Origin of the sequence: Enterobacter sp. 296B2 (assembly GCF_034106185.1) — a bacterium.
In the GTDB taxonomy this organism is placed as follows: Bacteria; Pseudomonadota; Gammaproteobacteria; order Enterobacterales; family Enterobacteriaceae; genus Enterobacter; species Enterobacter cloacae_N.
Genome location: NZ_JAWNCA010000022.1, coordinates 65803 through 81252, shown reverse-complemented (window position 1 = coordinate 81252; position 15450 = coordinate 65803). Strand labels below are relative to the sequence as shown.

Here is a 15450-nt window from a genome sequence, read left to right as displayed (position 1 = left end):
GCTTCAGAGTCAAGCGTTTGTTTTGCTTTTCTCTGCTGACCCGGCGGCGTGTGTGCCGTTGTTCCGTGTCAGTGGAGGCGCATTATAGGGAGTTATTCTTAAGTGACAAGAACAAAATACAAAAAACTTTTCGTTCGCTCACTTTTCAAACTTAACGCTTATTTAAGTCGCGAATCGCCCGCTAAATGCGCAATTTCCCGTGCAAAACCGGCCACCTGAGACCAGTCGGTATAAACCACTTCTTTACGCGTATCGGTTTCGCCCCCGGTCATCTTCATAATCAGGCGGATCATAAAGCGGTCATACCAGCGGTAGCGAGGGTAGCGCAGCGCGCCGGCAAAAACGGCACACAGGTCTGGCTGCCACGGCGAGCTGAGCAAAAACTTGCGCGTGTAGCTGTTGGTCTGCGGCGTACGCTTCTCGGCTTTACGGGCAACCAGATTGACCGAGTAAAACGCGCCCGGCAATTTGTTGAGTACCGCCGTGTGCTTTTTCACGAAGCGATCCAGCGCCGGATGGAAATGCCCGTAACGAATGGAGGCGCCAATCACCACGCGATCGTACTCCTGCCAGGCAATCTGCTCCGCGCGATTCAGGTTCACCACATCCGAGTAAATGCCCAGCTCTTTTAATTCCGACGCCAGATACGCGGCAATCTCACGCGTTTGCCCGTCTCGCGTAGAGAAAAGAATCAGTGTTTTCATCAACGGCTCCTTATTCGCGCCAGAATGTTGGGGTGAACAGCACCAGCAGGGTAAAGACCTCAAGACGACCAAACAGCATATTGGCAATGAGGATCCATTTCGCGACCGGGTTCATACTGGCAAAGTTATCCGCCACAACCCCCAGGCCAGGCCCGAGGTTGTTCAATGTTGCGACGACGGACGCAAAGGCGGAAAAATCATCCACCCCCGTCGCGATGATCGCCAGCATGCTGACGATAAAGACCAGCGCATACGCCGAGAAGAACCCCCACACCGCCTCGAGGATACGTTCCGGCAGCGCGCGGTTACCCAGCTTGATGCTGTAGACCGCATTCGGGTGAACCAGACGCTTCAGCTCACGGTTCCCCTGCTTGAACAGCAGCAGAATACGAATCACCTTCAGGCCACCGCCCGTAGACCCGGCGCAGCCGCCGATAAAGGCAGAGCACAGCAGCAGTACCGGCAGGAACAGCGGCCAGCGCGCGATGCTGTCCGTGGTAAACCCAGCGGTCGTCGCCATCGACACCACCTGGAAGAACGCCTGATTAAGCGTGGTTAGCGCAGAGTTGTAAACATCATGGAACCACAGCACCAGGGTGCAGATGACGACCAGTGTAAGCTGGACGCCAATGAACATGCGGAACTCAGGATCGCGCGAGTACACCTTCAGGCTACGCCCGCTGAGTAACGAGAAGTGCAGACCGTAGTTACAACCGGAGATCAGCAGGAAAATGGCAATGATGGTGTTTATCGTTGGACTGTCGAAGTAGCCCACGCTGGCGTCGTGGGTGGAGAACCCGCCGATAGCAATTGTCGCAAAGCTGTGTCCGATAGCATCGAAAGCAGGCATCCCGGCAAACCAGAGCGCCAGCGCGCAGGCTACCGTCAACAGAACATAAATCAGCCACAGGGTTTTCGCCGTCTCGGCAATACGCGGGCGCATCTTGTTGTCTTTCAGCGGTCCCGGCATTTCAGCCCTGTACAGCTGCATCCCCCCGACGCCCAGAATCGGGAGAATAGCCACCGCCAGAACGATGATCCCCATCCCCCCGAACCACTGCAGCATCTGGCGATAAAAGAGAATAGCGTGCGGTAACGAATCCAGCCCCACCAGCGTCGTCGCCCCGGTGGTCGTTAATCCGGAGAAGGATTCAAAAAAGGCGTCCGTGATGCTGAGATTAGGCTGTTCAGAGAAGATAAAGGGCAGCGAACCGACGCTTCCCAGCACCGTCCAGAACAGGACCACAATCAGAAATCCTTCGCGAGATTTCAGCTCACCTTTCTGACGACGGTTCGGCCACCACAGCAGCGAGCCGATCGCCAGCGCGACAAAGAAGGTCTGGGTAAATGCCCGCCCCGCGCCGTCCCGGTAGATAAGCGCCACCAGTCCAGGGAGAATCATCGTCCCCGAAAAGAGTATGACCAGCAGTCCAACGATTCGGGTTATGGCACGAAAATGCATCTCTGCCGTTTCCTTTGGTATTCAAAAAAGTGAGGTGGGGATTATTCTTCAATCGGCAGCAATTGCAACGAACCGCGACTGAAATCAGCCAGTTTTGCTGAAAAAGCAGCCAGTTCCGCCTGAGGAAGCGCCACGCGTAATTGCACCATTGCCTGGTAATCACTGTGCGCAATCACGCCGTTAAATTGTTTGAGCAGCGTTTCAATGCCCGATAGCTGAGCGTAATCGCACAACAAAGTATATTCGGTGAGCGGCGTTTTGCGGATGGTCGTCAGGATATTCAGTGCCTGCTGAACTCCGCCACCATACGCTTTAACCAGCCCGCCCGTACCTAACAGAATGCCGCCGTAGTAGCGCACCACCACGGCGGTAATTTCACCCACGCCGCTGCCCATCAGCTGTGAAAGCATGGGTTTACCGGCCGTGCCCGCCGGTTCACCATCGTCGGAAAACCCCAGTTGTTGTGAATCGTCAGGCGGCCCTGCCACCCACGCCACGCAGTGGTGACGTGCGTCAGGATGCTCGGCCCGGACGGACTCGACAAACGCCTTTGCCGCCTCTACGCCATCGGTATGCGCCAGCAGCGTAATAAAGCGGCTTTTCTTGATTTCCTCGACAAAGGTGACCGGTTCAGCCGGTATCAACCAACTTTCCATCAGGCCAGCTTCAGGTCTCGCGTCATATTCTCGATACCGTTTTCGTGAACCACCACGTTATCTTCGATACGAATGCCGCCAAACGGCTTCAGCGCGTCGATTTTTTCCCAGTTGAAGTGTTTGCTGAACTGACCTTCACGCCACGGCGCCAGCAGGGATTCGATAAAGTAGATCCCTGGTTCAATCGTCAGTACCATACGCGGCTCAAGAATACGGGTGCAACGCAGGTAAGGATATTTAGACGGTGCCGCCAGGTGCGTGCCGGTATCATCCTGCATAAAGCCCGCAACGTCGTGAACCTGCAGGCCCAGCGGGTGGCCGATACCGTGCGGCATAAATGGCCCGGTCAGATCGTTCTCGACCATCGCCTCTTCGCTCATGTCTTTCACAACCTGATGCTTACGCAGCAGTTTGGCGATGCGCTGATGGAACTGGATGTGGTAATCCACGTAGCTGGTTCCGGCTTTCATGGTGCCAATCAGCGCCAGCTGTTCATCGTTCACGTCTTTAATCAGCTGCGCGAAATCGGTGTCCGCATTTGCCGCCCAGGTACGGGTCAGGTCGGCCGCATAGCCGTTGTACTCTGCGCCTGCATCCAGCAGGAAGCTGCGCATCTCAGACGGAACCTGGTGATCCAGTTTGGTGTAGTGGAGAACAGACGCATGCTCGTTCAGCGCGACGATGTTGCTGTACGGCACGTCGGTGTCGCGGTGACCGGTTGCGGTCAGGTAGGCCTGGTTAATGTCGAACTCGCTCATGCCTGACTGGAACGCCTCGTGCGCGGCACGGTGGCCATTCACCGCCGTTTTTTGCGCTTCACGCATGCAGTAAAGTTCGTAGTCAGTCTTATACGCGCGATAGTAATGAAGGTAATCCAGCACGCCTTTCGGGTTGAGTTTATCTGCCGGAATATCCAGACCGAGCGCACGTTCAGGTACGGGGCCGATGTAGCCGATGTTGCCGCGCGCCGCTGGCAGCTGGCTGCCAATACCGTCCGCTTTCGGCAGAGCAATAACCTCAATTTCTTCCGTCCAGAAAGAGGTCGGCAATGGTTCAACGTTGTGCCAGTAATCGACCGGCAGGTAGAACCACAGTTTCGGCTTGTTCACGCCATCCACCAGCAGCCAGCAATTTGGAACCTGAGTCACCGGCACCCAGGCTTTAAACTGCGGGTTGACCTTAAACGGGTAGGCGTGATCATCAAGAAAAGTATTCATCAGCTCGCCGGAGTGGATCAGCAGGGCATCCAGCTTGAAGCGGGCCAGTACATCGCGGGTACGTTCCTGTAGGGTAACGATATGATTTTTATAAAGCGAAGCCAGTGAGTCCATCATTCTTCCTTTCGTTTTTTTGACCTCAAGTCATCGCATCTTAGCACACCTCACTCCGGCTGCGTGATTTCCACCGACCGTGATCAATGCAGCATTTTCTTAATGAGTAATTTGCATTTTATTAACATAAATTCCACACTCCGTTTCATCTGGTATGACCAGATCCACTTGCTGGATTCAGGAGACTGACATGCTTTACAAAGGCGACACCCTGTACCTCAACTGGCTGGAAGACGGCATTGCCGAACTGGTGTTCGATGCCCCCGGCTCAGTGAATAAGCTTGATACCGCGACGGTGGCCAGTCTTGGCCAGGCGCTGGAAGTGCTTGAAAAGCAATCTGAATTAAAAGGGCTGCTGCTGCGCTCTAACAAAGCGGCCTTTATTGTCGGTGCCGATATCACCGAATTCCTTTCGCTGTTCCAGGTTCCGGAAGAACAGCTGAGCCAGTGGCTGCACTTTGCCAACAGCGTCTTTAATCGCCTGGAAGATCTGCCTGTTCCAACGATCTCTGCCGTGAACGGCTACGCGCTGGGCGGCGGGTGCGAGTGCGTGCTGGCGACCGACTACCGTTTGGCGACGCCGGACCTGCGCATCGGCCTGCCGGAAACCAAGCTGGGCATTATGCCGGGCTTTGGCGGATCCGTGCGCATGCCGCGCATGCTGGGTGCAGACAGCGCCCTGGAAATCATTGCCGCTGGTAAAGACGTAGGCGCGGAACAGGCGCAGAAAATCGGCCTGGTCGACGGCGTCGTGAAGCCAGAGAAGCTGGTTGAAGGCGCACTTGCCATACTGCGTCAGGCGATTAACGGCGATCTCGACTGGAAGGCCAAGCGCCAGCCGAAGCTGGAGCCGTTAAAGCTCAGCAAGATTGAAGCCACCATGAGCTTCACCATGGCCAAAGGCATGGTGATGCAGACGGCGGGTAAACACTACCCGGCGCCAATTACGGCGGTGAAAACCATTGAAGCGGCAGCCCGATTTGGCCGCGACGAAGCCCTGAAGCTCGAAAATCAAAGCTTTGTTCCGCTGGCGCACACCAATGAAGCCCGCGCGCTGGTTGGCATCTTCCTCAACGATCAGTTCGTGAAGGGCAAAGCCAAACAGCTGACCAAAAACGTTGAGACGCCAAAACATGCGGCAGTGCTCGGCGCCGGTATTATGGGCGGCGGCATCGCTTACCAGTCGGCCTGGAAAGGCGTACCGGTAGTGATGAAAGACATCAACGAGAAATCTCTGACGCTGGGCATGACCGAAGCGGCCAAGCTGCTGAATAAGCAGCTGGAACGCGGAAAAATTGACGGGCTGAAGCTTGCAGGCGTGATCTCCACCATTCAGCCTGTGCTGGAATACAGCGGTTTCGACCGTGTCGACGTGGTGGTCGAAGCCGTCGTCGAGAACCCGAAAGTCAAAAAAGCGGTGCTGGCGGAAACGGAAGACAAGGTTCGTCCTGAGACCGTACTGGCCTCTAACACCTCCACCATTCCAATCAGCGAGCTGGCGAGCGTGCTGAAGCGTCCGGAAAACTTCTGCGGGATGCACTTCTTCAACCCGGTACACCGTATGCCGCTGGTCGAAGTGATCCGTGGGGAAAAAACCTCTGACGAAACCATTGCTAAAGTGGTGGCGTGGGCAAGCAAGATGGGTAAAACACCGATCGTCGTTAACGACTGCCCGGGCTTCTTTGTTAACCGCGTGCTGTTCCCGTACTTCGCCGGTTTTAGCCAATTGCTGCGCGACGGCGCGGACTTCCGCAAAATCGACAAAGTAATGGAAAAACAGTTCGGCTGGCCAATGGGCCCGGCATATCTGCTGGACGTGGTGGGCATTGATACCGCCCACCACGCCCAGGCGGTGATGGCGGCAGGCTTCCCGCAGCGCATGCAGAAAGATTATCGCGACGCCATTGACGCGCTGTTCGACGTCAACCGCTTCGGCCAGAAAAACGGCCTGGGCTTCTGGCGCTATAAAGAAGACAGCAAAGGTAAACCGAAGAAAGAAGAAGATGCCGTGGTCGATGGCCTGCTGGCCGACGTTAGCCAGCCGAAGCGCGACTTCACGGACGATGAGATCATCGCCCGGATGATGATTCCAATGATCAACGAAGTGGTGCGTTGCCTTGAAGAAGGCATTATCGCCAGCCCGGCAGAAGCCGACATGGCGCTGGTATACGGCCTCGGCTTCCCTCCGTTCCACGGCGGCGCGTTCCGCTGGCTGGACACGCTCGGCAGCGCCCGCTATCTCGATATGGCCCAGCAGTACCAGCACCTCGGCCCGCTTTATGAGGTGCCGGAAGGGCTGCGTAACAAAGCGCGCCATAACGAACCCTACTATCCAGCAGTTGAGCCAGCCCGTCCGGTTGGCGAGCTGAAAACGGCTTAAGGAGTCACAATGGAAAAGGTTGTCATTGTTGATGCGATTCGCACCCCGATGGGCCGTTCAAAAGGCGGCGCGTTCCGTAACGTGCGTGCGGAAGACCTCTCCGCGCACCTGATGCGTAGCCTGCTGGCGCGTAACCCGGCGCTGGATCCTGCTGCGCTCGACGATATTTACTGGGGCTGCGTACAGCAGACCCTGGAGCAAGGTTTCAACATCGCCCGTAACGCGTCGCTGCTTGCGGAGATCCCACACTCGGTTCCGGCGGTCACCGTCAACCGTCTGTGCGGTTCGTCCATGCAGGCGCTGCACGACGCGGCGCGTATGATCATGACCGGCGATGCCCAGGCCTGCCTGGTCGGCGGCGTTGAGCACATGGGTCACGTACCGATGAGCCACGGGGTCGATTTCCACCCGGGCATGAGCCGCAACGTGGCGAAAGCCGCGGGGATGATGGGTTTGACCGCCGAGATGCTCTCTCGTCTGCACGGCATCAGCCGTGAAATGCAGGATGCCTTTGCCGCGCGCTCTCACGCTCGCGCATGGGCGGCGACGCAGTCCGGTGCCTTTAAAAATGAAATCATCCCCACCGGCGGTCACGACGCGGACGGCGTACTGAAGCAGTTCAGTTACGACGAAGTCATCCGCCCGGAAACCACCGTAGAATCGCTTTCCACGCTGCGCCCTGCGTTTGATCCGGTCACCGGTACGGTAACGGCGGGTACTTCGTCAGCGCTGTCCGACGGCGCCGCCGCGATGCTGGTAATGAGCGAAAGTCGCGCCCGCGAGCTGGGTTTAACGCCTCGCGCTCGGGTACGTTCGATGGCGGTGGTGGGCTGCGATCCTTCGATCATGGGCTACGGACCGGTTCCGGCCTCGAAGCTGGCGCTGAAAAAAGCGGGGTTAACCGCCAGCGATATCGATCTGTTCGAGATGAACGAAGCGTTCGCCGCGCAGATCCTGCCGTGCATTAAAGATCTGGGGCTGATGGAGCAGATCGACGAGAAGATCAACCTCAACGGTGGCGCGATCGCTCTCGGTCACCCGCTGGGCTGCTCCGGGGCGCGTATCAGCACCACGCTTATCAACCTGATGGAACGCAAAGATGCCCAGTTTGGTCTGGCAACGATGTGTATTGGTTTGGGTCAGGGTATCGCGACGGTGTTTGAAAGAGTGTAAATCAGGAAAAGTATCTCAAAGCCAATGGCGTCAGAACGAGCGCAGCCAACGCAGTTATGGCGTCATTGGCGAAGAGAGACAGTTTAGTTGCCGTTCTTCCCGCCTGTCAGGGGCGGGTTTTTTATTTAGATAAACGCAAACGCATCACCGAACAGACGGTCTTCACGCGCGTCACGTTCGTTACAGAACAGATCGCGGGCAATTTTCGCCATCTCGAAACGGCCTGCAATGTAGATATCATGTCCCGCCAGCGTACCGTGATCCTGCAGTACCGCCGTCAGCACCGTTCCACTACGTCCACGCCAGCCCTCTTCAGGCTGCTCGACCACTGGCTCGATGCGCAGATTTGGATGGTTGATGCTCAGCGCTTCCAGTTCAGACAGGTCATACAGGTGCTTCTCTTCGCGGCCGCCCCAGTAGATGGTGATATCACGTTCCGGGTTACGCGCCAGTGCGGTCAACAGAATAGAGCGCACATATGAGAAGCCTGTACCACCAGCGATCAGGATCAGTGGACGGTCTTCGTCATCACGTAACCATGCCTCGCCGTGAGGAATATCGACCACAATCTCACGCTCTTTCAGGATGCGGTCCATCACGGCCATCGCGTACAGGTTAAGCTCAGACGCACCAATATGCAGCTCAATAAATTCCTGCTCTGCTGGCGTAGAGGCCATAGAGAAAGGACGCTTATCACGCTCATCCATCACGACCATCAGGTACTGGCCAGCACGGAATGAGAATGCCGCTTCAGGAACCAGGCGGACGCGATATACGGTGTCGGTAATAGCATCTACCGACGTCACTTTACAGCTTAAGGTTGTCATTCGCTCTCTCTGTCGGGAAGTCTATAGGGCTTAACGGTCAGCTCAGAGTTTACCGTTATTCATTATGGCCAGTTCGTCCCAGATCGCGTCAATTCGCGCGGTCACGGCAGGATCTTTTTTGATCGGGCGACCCCATTCACGGTCGGTTTCGCCAGGCCATTTATTTGTGGCATCCAGTCCCATCTTTGAGCCAAGACCGGAAACCGGCGAGGCAAAATCCAGATAATCTATCGGCGTGTTTTCGACTAACACCGTATCACGCGCAGGATCCATTCGCGTGGTGATTGCCCAGATGACGTCATTCCAGTCGCGGGCGTTAACGTCATCATCGCAGACAATAACAAATTTGGTATACATAAACTGGCGCAGGAAAGACCATACGCCCATCATCACGCGTTTAGCATGACCTGGGTACTGTTTCTTCATCGTAACCACCGCCATGCGATACGAGCATCCTTCAGGCGGCAGATAAAAATCAACGATTTCCGGGAACTGCTTTTGCAGGATCGGCACAAATACTTCGTTCAGCGCCACGCCCAGCACCGCCGGTTCATCCGGTGGACGGCCAGTATAGGTTGAGTGATAAATCGCATCTTCACGCTGGGTAATGTGCGTGACGGTAAACACCGGGAAGTTATCCACTTCGTTGTAATAGCCGGTATGGTCGCCGTAAGGGCCTTCTGGCGCCATTTCACCCTGCTCAATGTAACCTTCCAGCACAATTTCTGCACTGGCCGGTACTTCGAGATCGTTAGAGATACACTTCACGACCTCGGTTTTGGTCCCGCGCAGCAGGCCGGCAAAGGCATATTCAGAGAGCGTATCCGGGACGGGCGTGACCGCGCCCAGAATGGTGGCCGGATCGGCGCCTAAGGCGACAGACACCGGGAAACATTCACCCGGATGCGCAGCACACCACTCCTGGAAATCCAGCGCGCCGCCGCGATGCGACAGCCAGCGCATGATGAGCTTATTTTTGCCAATCAGCTGCTGGCGATAAATACCGAGGTTTTGCCGCTCTTTATGCGGCCCGCGCGTCACGGTGAGGCCCCAGGTAATCAGCGGCGCAGCATCTTCAGGCCAGCACTGCATAATCGGAATTTTGGTGAGATCCACCGCCTCACCTTCCAGCACTTTCTGCTGGCACGGCGCGCCGCGCAGTCGTTTGGTGGGCATGTTCAGCACCTGCTTAAACTGCGGCAGCTTGTCGAACAGATCGCGGAAGCCTTTCGGCGGCTCTGGCTCTTTCAAAAATGCCAGCAGTTTACCCACTTCACGCAGCGCGGTAACGTCTTCCTGCCCCATCCCCAGGGCGACACGACGCGGAGTGCCGAACAGGTTGCACAGCACCGGCATGGAGTAACCTTTGGGATTTTCAAACAGTAATGCGGGACCACCGGCACGCAGAGTCCGGTCAGCAATTTCTGTCATTTCCAGATAAGGATCAACAGGAAGCGTAATGCGTTTCAATTCACCCTGCTGTTCCAGCAGCGTCAGGAAGTCGCGGAGATCGTGGTATTTCATGCAGTTAGTCATGGCCTCTCTGTAAGCGCTTCATTATACGGCGTAAGCCTTCTCGATGCTGTAATTTTGTTAAATTCGCGTGAACTTATCCGTTGTGTTCGAATTTCCCCCATTATAATCAACTTAGCGATCCCTCCAGGGTTTTGATATGCTTGCGCCCCGAACTAAGGGAAAGAGTGATTATGCAGGCCTGGTATTTACTGTATTGCAAACGCGGGCAACTTCAGCGCGCGCAGGAACATCTTGAACGTCAGTCAGTAAATTGTCTGACACCCGTGATCACGCTTGAAAAAATGCAGCGCGGGAAGCGCACAACCGTCAGTGAGCCTCTATTCCCGAACTATCTGTTCGTGGAGTTCGACCCTGAGGTGATCCACACCACCACCATCAGCGCAACGCGCGGCGTCAGCCACTTCGTTCGTTTTGGTGCCCACCCGGCCACGGTTCCGTCGACCGTCATTCATCAGCTGTCTGTTTATCAACAGCCTGAAGGGATCACCGATCCGGAAACCCCTTACGCGGGCGATAGCGTCGTCATTACGGAAGGCGCATTCGAAGGCCTGCAGGCGATTTTCGCCGAGCCGGACGGTGAAGCACGCTCAATGCTGTTGCTCAATCTGCTGAACAAGCAGGTGCTGCAGAGCGTGAAAAACACCGACTTCCGCAAAGTCTAAACGTTTATCCCGAACAGGCGACGCACGTTGTCATCCGTCTGCGCGGAAAGCCAGTGCGGATCCTCTCCGCGCCAGTGCGCTACGCGCTCAACAATGTGCCCCAGCCAGGCGGGCTCATTTCGCCGCGATGCCGGTTTGGGCTTCATATCTCGCGGCAGCAGATATGGCGCATCGGTTTCAAGAAGCAAGCGTTCTGCCGGGATCGCCGGCAGCAGCTCGCGAAGCTCAAGCCCGCGACGCTCATCGCAAACCCAACCGGTAATGCCCAGATAAAGCCCTCGCTTCAGGCAATCTAGCGCTTCCTGCCGTGAACCGGTGAAGCAGTGCAGCACTGCGCCCGGCAGTTTATCCAGCCACGGGTCGAGCAGTGCGAGAAAACGTTCATGCGCATCGCGACAGTGCATAAAGACGGGCATCTCAAGCTCTGCAGCCAGCGCAAGCTGGGCAGTGAATGCCTTTTCCTGTTCGTCAGGCGTCGAGAAGTTGCGGTTGAAATCGAGCCCGCACTCGCCAATAGCCACCACCTCTGCTGTTTTCGCCAGCGCGCGCAGTGTTTCTGCGCCCTCCTCAGTCCACTGACTGCTGTCATGAGGGTGAACGCCTGCGGTTGACCAGCAGCGTTGATAACGTTGCGCCAGCCGCTGCGCCTGCTCACTCTCATGCAGGTTGGTCCCGGTCAGCAGGAGTCCTTTGACGCCGGCGTCAAAAGCCCGTGCAACCACCTCGTCACGATCTTTCGCAAACTGTGAACTGGTCAGGTTGAGTCCGATATCAAACATGCGAATCCCCATAGAACAACCGCCCTGACGGGCGGCTGGTTTTACTCTTCAGTGGTCTTTTCGGACGCGTCGTCTTCATCGTCCGACCGGCGTCCTTTACCCACGTAAAAACGCGAGAAGAAGACGCCAACCTCAAACAGGCAGTACATCGGTATTGCCAGCAGCGTTTGCGAGAAGACGTCCGGCGGCGTCAGCAGCATGCCGACTACGAAGGCGCCTACCAGGATATACGGACGCTTCTTACGCAGGTCATCAGGGGTGGTTACCCCAACCCAACAAAGCAGCACAATGGCCACCGGCACTTCAAATGCCACGCCGAACGCCATAAACAGCGCCATCACAAAGCTGAGGTAGCTGGCGATATCCGTCGACACCTGGACACCTTCCGGCGCGGTGTGCGTCAGGAAGCCGAAGGCCAGCGGGAAGACAACGAAGTAGGCAAACGCCATGCCGATATAGAACAGCAGCGAACTGGATACCAGTAGCGGGATGACCAGCTTGCGTTCGTGCTTATACAGTGCCGGCGCAACAAACGCCCATACCTGATAAAGGATGACCGGAGCAGAGGCAATCAATGAAACCCAGAAGGTCAGCTTAATCGGCGTAAAGAACGGAGAAGCAACGTCTGTTGCAATCATCGTTGCACCCAGCGGCATCTGCTTGATCAGCGGCGCAGAGACCACCTGATAGATATCGTTGGCGAAATAGACCAGGCAAAGGAATATGAGGAATACCGCAATAATGCAGTTTAACAGGCGCTTACGCAGCTCAATAAGGTGCGTAATAAGCGGTTGAGTATCATCTACTGCCATGGTTACGCTTTATCACTCGACGAGGGGGATGATTCGGAAACGGGCGCGGCGGGTTTAGCTTCAGCCGTTTTTACTATCGGCTCTTCCGGCTGTGCCTGTTTTTTCAGTTCAGTTTCCTGCGGCGTTTGCTCAGGCACTGCGGCCTGGTGCTCCGCACTCGCTGGCGTCACGCCCTCACGCTGCGCTTCGCTGTCCTTCACCACCGGGTTATGAATAGTGTTCGCTTCATCGCTCGCTTTTTCAGGATCGTTAACGCTGTAAGAGCGCTTCATGGATTCCGCCGCTTCGCGCAGTTCATCCATTGAGGCTTTCAGTTCCGGCGTCAGGTTATCCATGCTCGCCTTCTCGACCTTTTTCAGGCTTTCCTGAAACTCCTGCAGCTTAAGTTCCTGCGCCAGCTCATTCTGAACGGTCGAGGCCAGCGATCTTAGCGCACGAACCCAGCCCACGACGGTTTTTACCGCAACCGGCAGACGCTGCGGTCCCAGCACGATCAGACCAATCACAAAGACCAGCAGCAGCTCACTAAAACCAATGTCGAACACGACTTACACCTGCTCTTTATCGTGGCGTTTAGCGTCTTCCTTTTTGGCATCTTCTTGCTTGTCGGAGATGGATTTAGCAGTAAAGTCAGCGTCCTGGCTGGTTTTATCCTGCTTGCTCTCATCATCGCTCATCGCTTTCTTGAAGCCTTTGATAGACGCGCCCAGATCGGAACCAATAGAACCGAGCTTTTTGGTGCCAAACAGCAGCACGACGATGACGGCAATAATGACTAATTGCCAGATACTGATACCACCCATACATATTCCTCAGGGATAGATGATTAATTGGTCAGATCGCATTATACGTATGCGACCCGTCGATGGCGACGCAAACTCAGCGCGTTTTTCTCCATCCTGCAAGCCAGACAACAACCCCGCCAGCCATCAACCAGGCGGGCATCATCTGCCAGTCAGGACGGTTGATCAGCAGCAGCGTACCGCTCAGCAGCAGCGTTGCGCCAATCCCAAAAAGATAGCGTGACTGTCCCTGGCGCACACGGCTGGACTGAAGCTCGCGGGCGATTTTATCCATGCTGTGCTGAAGATTCTTGCTCTGACGCAAACTGTCGTAAACCAGCTCAGGAATTTCAGGCATTTTTTCTATCCAGAACGGGCCTTTCTCTTTAAGAGACCGAACCAGCGCCGGAAGGCCAACCTGATCCTTAATCCAGGATTCCAGGAAAGGTTTAGCCGTCTTCCACAAGTCTAACTGAGGATAGAGTTGTCGACCTACACCTTCAACGTAAAGTAATGTTTTCTGAAGTAAAACTAACTGCGGCTGAACTTCCATATTAAAGCGGCGAGCCGTATTGAACAGGTTTAACAATACGTGGCCAAAGGAGATTTCTGCCAGCGGTTTTTCAAAAATTGGTTCGCAAACGGTCCGGATCGCAAACTCGAACTCTTCGACGTTGGTGTCCGGCGGAACCCAGCCGGAATCAACGTGCAGCTCAGCCACTTTTCGGTAGTCGCGGTTGAAGAACGCGATGAAGTTTTCAGCCAGATAACGTTTATCTTCTTTGTTCAGCGAGCCCACAATCCCACAGTCGATACCGATGTACTTCGGATCCTCAGGATGCTCGTAGCTCACGAAGATATTACCCGGGTGCATGTCCGCGTGGAAAAAGCTGTCGCGGAAGACCTGGGTAAAGAAGACCTGAACGCCACGTTCGGCCAGCAGCTTCATGTTCGTTCCCTGCTTCTCCAGGGCCACCACGTCCGAAACCGGAATACCGTAGATGCGCTCCATGACCATCATGTTTTGGCTGCAGTAGTCAGAATAGACTTCAGGCACATAGAGCATCGGGCTGTTTTCAAAGTTCCGACGCAGCTGAATAGCGTTTGCCGATTCGCGCAGCAGATTAAGCTCATCAATCAGCGTTTTTTCATACTCCCGCACCACTTCCATCGGGCGCAGTCGGCGACCATCAGGTAACAAACGCGGTACCCAACGCGCCAGACGATAAATCAGCTTCATGTCGGCTTTGATGATCGGCAGGATATCCGGGCGGATCACCTTGATCACCACCTCTTTACCGTTCTCTTTCAGACGCGCAGTGTGCACCTGAGCGATAGAAGCCGACGCCAGCGGTTCTATTTCGAAATCGTCAAACCAGGCTTCAACGGGAAGATTTCCCATCGCCTCTTCGATCTGTTTCTTCGCTCTCACCCCATCAAACGGGGCGACACGGTCCTGAAGCATCGCCAGTTCATCGGCAATGTGCGGCGGGAAGAGATCGCGGCGGGTTGAGAGCATCTGCCCGAACTTAATCCATACCGGGCCGAGCTCCTGCAGCGCCAGACGCAGGCGTTCACCCAGCGGCTGACCTTTATGGCGATTTGGCATCCAGAACAGCGTCCGCCGCCAGATTCTGAGCGGCAGCGTGATACGCATTTTGGGGATAAGCTCGTCGAGCCCGTAACTCAAAAAGGTGTGGATGATAAAATAGAGGCGCCGAATTTCACCAGGCGTCATTTGCCCTCCAGTTTTTCCAGCCGTTTGGTTAACGCATCAACCGCGCGTTCAACAGCAGCAGTCTCTTCCGCAAACCACGCCACTTCCAGCGGTCCGGGGGCCATGCGCCACTCTTCCGTCAGTACTTCCGCGGCATAGCGCTGTTGACGTTGCAGATTTTTGCGCAGGAACGCCGTGCCGCCATGAATAACTTTCCCGATCCCTTCAGCGGCGATGTCACCAATAAAAGGCGCCAGCAGCTCTGCCGGATCGAATTCAGCCAGATCGCTGAGCGCAACAAAGTTCTGCACGACCTGGATGTCACCTTCTACTTCCAGCTCACCGCTGCGGATAAGCGCCGTTAATTGCTGGCGATCGCGCAATTTTGGCAGCACGCTCATATGGGTAATGACCGAGCAATCAGCCTCGCCTTCCCACTCACCCAGAACGTCAAGCTGGCGTTCGCTGAAGACCAGCACGAGCGGCGTCGAGAACTCTTTTAATACAATGCGCAGTACCTTCCCGTTTAGCCGCTGACGTGCGGCTTTCAGCGCCGGAGCGCGATACAGGAAGGCATTCAGCACATTCTCGATGCCTGCGGTGACTAAGGGTTTAAAGGGCACGGGACA

The 15450-nt window shown here is 55.7% G+C and carries 15 protein-coding genes; 3 read left to right on the top strand and 12 right to left on the bottom strand.

Annotation, left to right across the window (positions count from 1 at the left end; translation table 11 throughout):
• Positions 1-158: 158 nt before the first annotated feature.
• From hemG to pepQ, 4 genes are read right to left on the bottom strand one after another with little or no spacing between them, the layout of a single operon-like run.
• Entirely contained in the window at positions 159-704 is a 546-nt protein-coding gene (gene hemG, locus URZ40_RS16265; protein WP_192984991.1) for a menaquinone-dependent protoporphyrinogen IX dehydrogenase, read from the bottom strand.
• 10 nt (positions 705-714) lie between these two features.
• Positions 715-2166 (bottom strand): Trk system potassium transporter TrkH, encoded by a 1452-nt coding sequence (gene trkH, locus URZ40_RS16260; protein ID WP_116343725.1) that lies wholly within the window; start codon positions 2164-2166, stop codon positions 715-717.
• Between the two features lie 41 nt (positions 2167-2207).
• Positions 2208-2822 (bottom strand): IMPACT family protein, encoded by a 615-nt coding sequence (locus tag URZ40_RS16255; RefSeq protein WP_063155602.1) that lies wholly within the window; start codon positions 2820-2822, stop codon positions 2208-2210.
• Positions 2822-4153 carry a Xaa-Pro dipeptidase gene (gene pepQ / locus URZ40_RS16250; RefSeq protein ID WP_316380886.1) on the bottom strand — a complete coding sequence of 444 codons (1332 nt, stop codon included), beginning with the start codon at positions 4151-4153 and terminating at the stop codon, positions 2822-2824. The genes URZ40_RS16255 and pepQ overlap by 1 nt, the downstream gene beginning before the upstream one ends.
• A gap of 190 nt (positions 4154-4343) precedes the next feature.
• Between pepQ and fadB the strand changes: the two genes are divergently transcribed.
• Together fadB and fadA are read left to right on the top strand one after the other, a co-directional pair.
• A complete protein-coding gene (gene fadB, locus URZ40_RS16245; protein WP_320720843.1) occupies positions 4344-6533 on the top strand; it encodes a fatty acid oxidation complex subunit alpha FadB in 2190 nt (729 codons plus the stop codon).
• 9 nt (positions 6534-6542) lie between these two features.
• Entirely contained in the window at positions 6543-7706 is a 1164-nt protein-coding gene (gene fadA / locus URZ40_RS16240; RefSeq protein WP_320720842.1) for an acetyl-CoA C-acyltransferase FadA, read from the top strand.
• Between the two features lie 125 nt (positions 7707-7831).
• On the opposite strand, the gene fre is transcribed toward fadA, so the two are convergent.
• Both fre and ubiD read right to left on the bottom strand, forming a co-directional pair.
• On the bottom strand, positions 7832-8533 hold the full coding sequence (fre, locus tag URZ40_RS16235) for an NAD(P)H-flavin reductase (RefSeq protein ID WP_116343720.1): 702 nt from the start codon (positions 8531-8533) through the stop codon (positions 7832-7834).
• 42 nt (positions 8534-8575) lie between these two features.
• On the bottom strand, positions 8576-10069 hold the full coding sequence (gene ubiD / locus URZ40_RS16230; protein WP_320720841.1) for a 4-hydroxy-3-polyprenylbenzoate decarboxylase: 1494 nt from the start codon (positions 10067-10069) through the stop codon (positions 8576-8578).
• A gap of 170 nt (positions 10070-10239) precedes the next feature.
• Between ubiD and rfaH the strand changes: the two genes are divergently transcribed.
• Positions 10240-10731: a transcription/translation regulatory transformer protein RfaH gene (gene rfaH / locus URZ40_RS16225; protein ID WP_020882871.1), complete on the top strand. Its 492-nt coding sequence runs from the start codon at positions 10240-10242 to the stop codon at positions 10729-10731.
• Here rfaH and tatD read toward each other — a convergent pair.
• From tatD to ubiJ, 6 genes are all read right to left on the bottom strand, one after another.
• Complete coding sequence (tatD, locus tag URZ40_RS16220) at positions 10728-11510, bottom strand: 3'-5' ssDNA/RNA exonuclease TatD (protein ID WP_163330931.1); 783 nt, start codon at positions 11508-11510, stop codon at positions 10728-10730. The two genes, rfaH and tatD, sit on opposite strands and share 4 nt — an antisense overlap.
• Before the next feature lie 41 nt (positions 11511-11551).
• Positions 11552-12322, bottom strand: coding sequence for a Sec-independent protein translocase subunit TatC (gene tatC, locus URZ40_RS16215; RefSeq protein ID WP_116343717.1), 771 nt, complete (start codon positions 12320-12322; stop codon positions 11552-11554).
• 2 nt (positions 12323-12324) lie between these two features.
• Positions 12325-12867, bottom strand: a complete 543-nt coding sequence (tatB, locus tag URZ40_RS16210) for a Sec-independent protein translocase protein TatB (RefSeq protein WP_320720840.1) — start codon at positions 12865-12867, stop codon at positions 12325-12327.
• Between the two features lie 3 nt (positions 12868-12870).
• Positions 12871-13125 carry a Sec-independent protein translocase subunit TatA gene (tatA, locus tag URZ40_RS16205; RefSeq protein WP_013099238.1) on the bottom strand — a complete coding sequence of 85 codons (255 nt, stop codon included), beginning with the start codon at positions 13123-13125 and terminating at the stop codon, positions 12871-12873.
• Between the two features lie 76 nt (positions 13126-13201).
• Positions 13202-14842 carry a ubiquinone biosynthesis regulatory protein kinase UbiB gene (gene ubiB, locus URZ40_RS16200; protein WP_080330389.1) on the bottom strand — a complete coding sequence of 547 codons (1641 nt, stop codon included), beginning with the start codon at positions 14840-14842 and terminating at the stop codon, positions 13202-13204.
• Positions 14839-15444, bottom strand: a complete 606-nt coding sequence (gene ubiJ, locus URZ40_RS16195) for a ubiquinone biosynthesis protein UbiJ (protein WP_192984995.1) — start codon at positions 15442-15444, stop codon at positions 14839-14841. The genes ubiB and ubiJ overlap by 4 nt, the downstream gene beginning before the upstream one ends.
• Positions 15445-15450 lie beyond the last annotated feature (6 nt).

Excerpts from the sequence above, each read along its gene's own strand:
- pepQ (WP_316380886.1), bottom strand. The coding sequence starts at position 4,153 with ATGGACTCACTGGCTTCGCTTTATAAAAATCATATCGTTACCCTACAG.
- ubiB (WP_080330389.1), bottom strand. The coding sequence starts at position 14,842 with ATGACGCCTGGTGAAATTCGGCGCCTCTATTTTATCATCCACACCTTT.
- tatA (WP_013099238.1), bottom strand. The coding sequence starts at position 13,125 with ATGGGTGGTATCAGTATCTGGCAATTAGTCATTATTGCCGTCATCGTC.
- trkH (WP_116343725.1), bottom strand. The coding sequence starts at position 2,166 with ATGCATTTTCGTGCCATAACCCGAATCGTTGGACTGCTGGTCATACTC.
- fadB (WP_320720843.1), top strand. The coding sequence starts at position 4,344 with ATGCTTTACAAAGGCGACACCCTGTACCTCAACTGGCTGGAAGACGGC.
- hemG (WP_192984991.1), bottom strand. The coding sequence starts at position 704 with ATGAAAACACTGATTCTTTTCTCTACGCGAGACGGGCAAACGCGTGAG.
- tatC (WP_116343717.1), bottom strand. The coding sequence starts at position 12,322 with ATGGCAGTAGATGATACTCAACCGCTTATTACGCACCTTATTGAGCTG.
- rfaH (WP_020882871.1), top strand. The coding sequence starts at position 10,240 with ATGCAGGCCTGGTATTTACTGTATTGCAAACGCGGGCAACTTCAGCGC.
- tatD (WP_163330931.1), bottom strand. The coding sequence starts at position 11,510 with ATGTTTGATATCGGACTCAACCTGACCAGTTCACAGTTTGCGAAAGAT.
- fadA (WP_320720842.1), top strand. The coding sequence starts at position 6,543 with ATGGAAAAGGTTGTCATTGTTGATGCGATTCGCACCCCGATGGGCCGT.
- URZ40_RS16255 (WP_063155602.1), bottom strand. The coding sequence starts at position 2,822 with ATGGAAAGTTGGTTGATACCGGCTGAACCGGTCACCTTTGTCGAGGAA.
- ubiD (WP_320720841.1), bottom strand. The coding sequence starts at position 10,069 with ATGACTAACTGCATGAAATACCACGATCTCCGCGACTTCCTGACGCTG.
- fre (WP_116343720.1), bottom strand. The coding sequence starts at position 8,533 with ATGACAACCTTAAGCTGTAAAGTGACGTCGGTAGATGCTATTACCGAC.